Below are 3,535 nucleotides of genomic sequence, written 5' to 3'. Positions count from 1 at the left end.
TCTATTTCAAAACGAAGCGATGGGCAAGCTATGGTGAGCTTTGTGCTGAGATGGCGAGAACCCAAAACAAGCACTTCATCGCAATGTATGTTTCCGCCGCACAACAGACCTGTAAGTCTGTAGCTGAGGCACTCAGTAGCTTTAAGAAAAAGCTGAGGCTCTCCTGGCAAGAAGGAATGAGTTTAAGACCAAACCTGCCGCGGCCTTCAGGAACTGTCTAGAGGCGCTTTGACAACGCCGTTACGGGTTCTTTTGTGGACTGCGTAAGAATCCCCCGCCTTTAGGCGCTGGGAGTGTCAATGGATCCCATCTCTTCAACAGCAGCACCTATGGATCCCTGTCTGATCCCCGTCAAGCTTCCCCACGGCTCCTACGACATTCTCATCCAGTCCCCCGAAGGCTCCGGCGGCCACAGCCTTATCCAGTTGGGATCCCAACTGCAAGCCAGGGGACTTTCGGGCAAGGCGCTGGTGGTGAGCCACCCCGGCATTGCCAAGCATTTTGGCGAAAAGTTGATGCAAGGGTTGCAACAAGCGGGGTTTGCTGCCCGTCTTTTTCTGTTGCCCGCCGGCGAGCGCTACAAAACCCTGCGCTCGGTGGCCAAGATCTACGATGCTGCCTTGAGCTTTGGCCTGGAGCGCTCTTCCACCCTCGTGGCCCTGGGAGGGGGGGTCATTGGGGATATGGTGGGGTTTGCCGCCGCCACTTGGCTGCGCGGGATCCCGTTTGTCCAGGTGCCCACTTCGCTTTTGGCCATGGTGGATGCGGCCATCGGCGGCAAGACCGGCGTCAACCATCCTGGCGGGAAAAACCTCATCGGCGCCTTCTACCAGCCGCGCCTGGTGTGGATCGACCCAACGCTGTTGCAGACCCTGCCCCGGCGGGAATTTACCTCGGCCCTGGCGGAAGTCATCAAATACGGCGTCATCCAGGCTGCCGACCTATTTGAGTTTTTGCAAGACCGGCCCAGGCTGAGGCGCTACGCCGATTTTGCCCCTGCGGATCTGCACTATCTGCTGCGGCGCTGTGCCGAGTGCAAAGCCTGGGTGGTGCAACAGGACGAGCGGGAAGGGGGCCTGCGGGCCATCTTGAACTACGGCCATACCCTCGGCCATGCCCTGGAAACCGTTACCGGCTACCGCCGCTACCTGCACGGGGAGGCGGTGGCCATTGGCATGGTGGCTGCGGGGGAGATCGCCCGTCGCCTGGGGTGGTGGAGCGCGGCTGAGGCCGAGCGGCAGCGACGCCTTATCGAAAGGGCAGGGCTGCCCAGCCACTGGCCCGCCGGGATCCCTTGGGAGGCGGTGCTGCAGGCGCTGCAGGCGGACAAAAAAGTCAAGCAAGGGCGGATCCGCTTCGTTCTGCCCCGCCGGATTGGCCAAGCGGAGCTGACCGATCAAGTCGAGCTGGCGGATGTGCAGGCCGCTCTGGCGGCGATGACGGCAACCTCTTGAGCCCTAGAATTAGGAAAAGCTGAGGACAAGAAAGCATGGGACGGCAACAACGGGTAGCCATCCTAGGGGCCACAGGAGCCGTAGGAGTGGAGCTGCTGAAGCTGCTGGAAGAGCGCCGCTTTCCGGTGGCAGAGCTGAAGCTGTTGGCCTCGCCCCGCTCGGCGGGCACCTACTTGACCTTCAAGGGAGAACGGATCCCGGTGGAGCCGGTTGCAGAAGCGTCCTTTCGGGGTCTGGACCTGGTCTTGGCCTCTGCCGGGGCAAGTGTTTCCAAAACTTGGGCCAAGACCATCGTCGAGGCGGGGGCGGTGCTGATTGACAACTCCAGCGCCTTTCGCCTGGATCCCAATGTTCCGCTGGTGGTGCCGGAGGTCAACCCCCAGGAAGCCTTCCGTCACCAAGGGATCATTGCCAATCCCAACTGCACCACCATCCTAATGTGCGTGGCCATCTACCCCCTGCATCGCCACATCCCCCTGCGCCGCGTGGTGGCCGCCACCTATCAATCGGCCAGTGGGGCCGGGGCCCGCGCCATGGTGGAGCTGCAAGAGCAAACCCGCGCCTACCTCCAGGGGCAGCCGTTGCAGCCCCAGGTGTTCCCTTACCCCATTGCCTTCAACCTCTTCCTCCACAACAGCCCCCTGCAAGAGAACGGCTACTGCCAGGAAGAGATGAAAATGGTCAACGAATCCCGCAAGATTATGGGATCCCCCAACCTGCGGCTGACAGCTACCTGTGTGCGGGTGCCGGTGCTACGTACCCACGCCGAGGCCCTCAACCTGGAGTTTGAACAGCCCTTCCCTGTGGAAAAAGCCCGGCAAATCCTGGCCCAGGCCCCTGGGGTGGTGCTCATTGAAGATTGGCAGCAGAACCGCTTTCCCATGCCCATCGACGTGGCCGGCAGGGATGAAGTGGCGGTGGGCCGCATCCGCCAGGACATCTCCGAGCCCAAGGCCCTGGAGCTGTGGCTGTGCGGGGATCAAATCCGCAAAGGTGCGGCCCTCAACGCCCTTCAAATTGCCGAGCTGCTTTTGAAGGACTAATTCACTACAACTGTCCAGGTTACCGGGCTTCAACTGTCCAGGTTACTGGCCCCGCTGTAACAGAGGGAGCACCAGCGCTGTTGTTCAACGTCACCGGGGAGTTGGTGTAGTTGTAGTTGCCGGGTGAGTCCGTAACTGCGAATGGGACTTGGACAGGGATGGTCACTGTGCAAGTTTGTCCTGGGGCTACTTGTCCTCCGGTGAATTGAATGGTGTTCACACCCACCATGGTCATGAGGTTAGCTCCAGCACCACAGGAAGCAGGTAAGGGAGGAGGTGCACCAGGCCCTACGGTTAAAGGAGGCGGCCCTCCCGGCAAGCGGTGGTTAAAGGCCAAGCCCGTCAATGGAATGGCTGCGTTGTTGATGATGGTAAACGTCAAAGTTCCGGTGCCGGTAACGGGACGTGGGCCGATTGGGCCAAGCGGGTTGGGATTAAATTCCATGGTAAAGGTGGGAGCTGGCACCGTTACCGTTAGGCTGATAGCCGCAGCGGTGGCATTAAGCGATTGGTTGCTGCTCAGGTTTACCGCGGAGCTGGTCAGGGATCCCGGTCTCGTGGCTGTAACCTGAAGATCCAGGCTGATGGTGCAGCTAGCGTTGGCTGCCAATGAGCCGTTGACCAACGAGATGGAAGTGGTTGCTGGTGGAGCTATCACCGTCCCCCCACAGCCATTGTTCAGGTTATTGGGATTGGCAATGACCAAACCGTTAGGCAAGTCGTCGGAAAAAGCTAGACCAGTCAGGGGCAGGGCAGCGGTGTTGGTAATCCTGTAGGTCAGAGTTGTTTTGGGATTAGGGTCAGCAGCAGCCAGCGAGACCGAGGTAGGATTAAATGCCTTGCTAAAAGTCGGGGCACCCGGCGTAGGTGTCGGAGTCGGCGTAGGCGTTGGAGTCGGCGTAGGTGTCGGTGTAGGCACTATCGTCCCACCGCTTCCGCCGCCACCGCAGCCGGCTAGCCCTAAGCAAACTCCGCCCAGACTTAGAGTTACAGCCTTTTAATTTAAAATAGGGTACAGGTATTCAAGAGGAAGGAGAG

Annotated in this window: 3 protein-coding genes and 1 pseudogene; 3 read left to right on the top strand and 1 reads right to left on the bottom strand. The window is 59.9% G+C overall.

Annotated features, from left to right (window positions below):
* From NW855_RS07360 to NW855_RS07350, 3 genes and pseudogenes are all read left to right on the top strand, one after another.
* Positions 1–221 (top strand): annotated as a pseudogene (locus NW855_RS07360) (RNA-guided endonuclease TnpB family protein); the annotation flags it as partial.
* 108 nt (positions 222–329) lie between these two features.
* Positions 330–1,454: a 3-dehydroquinate synthase gene (aroB, locus tag NW855_RS07355; protein WP_099883808.1), complete on the top strand. Its 1,125-nt coding sequence runs from the start codon at positions 330–332 to the stop codon at positions 1,452–1,454.
* Between the two features lie 35 nt (positions 1,455–1,489).
* On the top strand, positions 1,490–2,497 hold the full coding sequence (locus tag NW855_RS07350) for an aspartate-semialdehyde dehydrogenase (protein ID WP_414508634.1): 1,008 nt from the start codon (positions 1,490–1,492) through the stop codon (positions 2,495–2,497).
* 842 nt (positions 2,498–3,339) lie between these two features.
* Here NW855_RS07350 and NW855_RS07345 read toward each other — a convergent pair.
* Positions 3,340–3,465 carry a hypothetical protein gene (locus tag NW855_RS07345; RefSeq protein WP_414508633.1) on the bottom strand — a complete coding sequence of 42 codons (126 nt, stop codon included), beginning with the start codon at positions 3,463–3,465 and terminating at the stop codon, positions 3,340–3,342.
* Positions 3,466–3,535: the final 70 nt, after the last annotated feature.

The organism is Synechococcus sp. RC10B2 (assembly GCF_047502635.1).
Note: the sequence above shows the minus strand (reverse complement) of the source record. Positions and strands in the feature narration are given on the sequence as shown.

Bases quoted from the DNA above. Each gene is read 5' to 3' on its own strand.
- aroB (WP_099883808.1), top strand. From the start codon at position 330: ATGGATCCCTGTCTGATCCCCGTCAAGCTTCCCCACGGCTCCTACGAC.
- NW855_RS07350 (WP_414508634.1), top strand. From the start codon at position 1,490: ATGGGACGGCAACAACGGGTAGCCATCCTAGGGGCCACAGGAGCCGTA.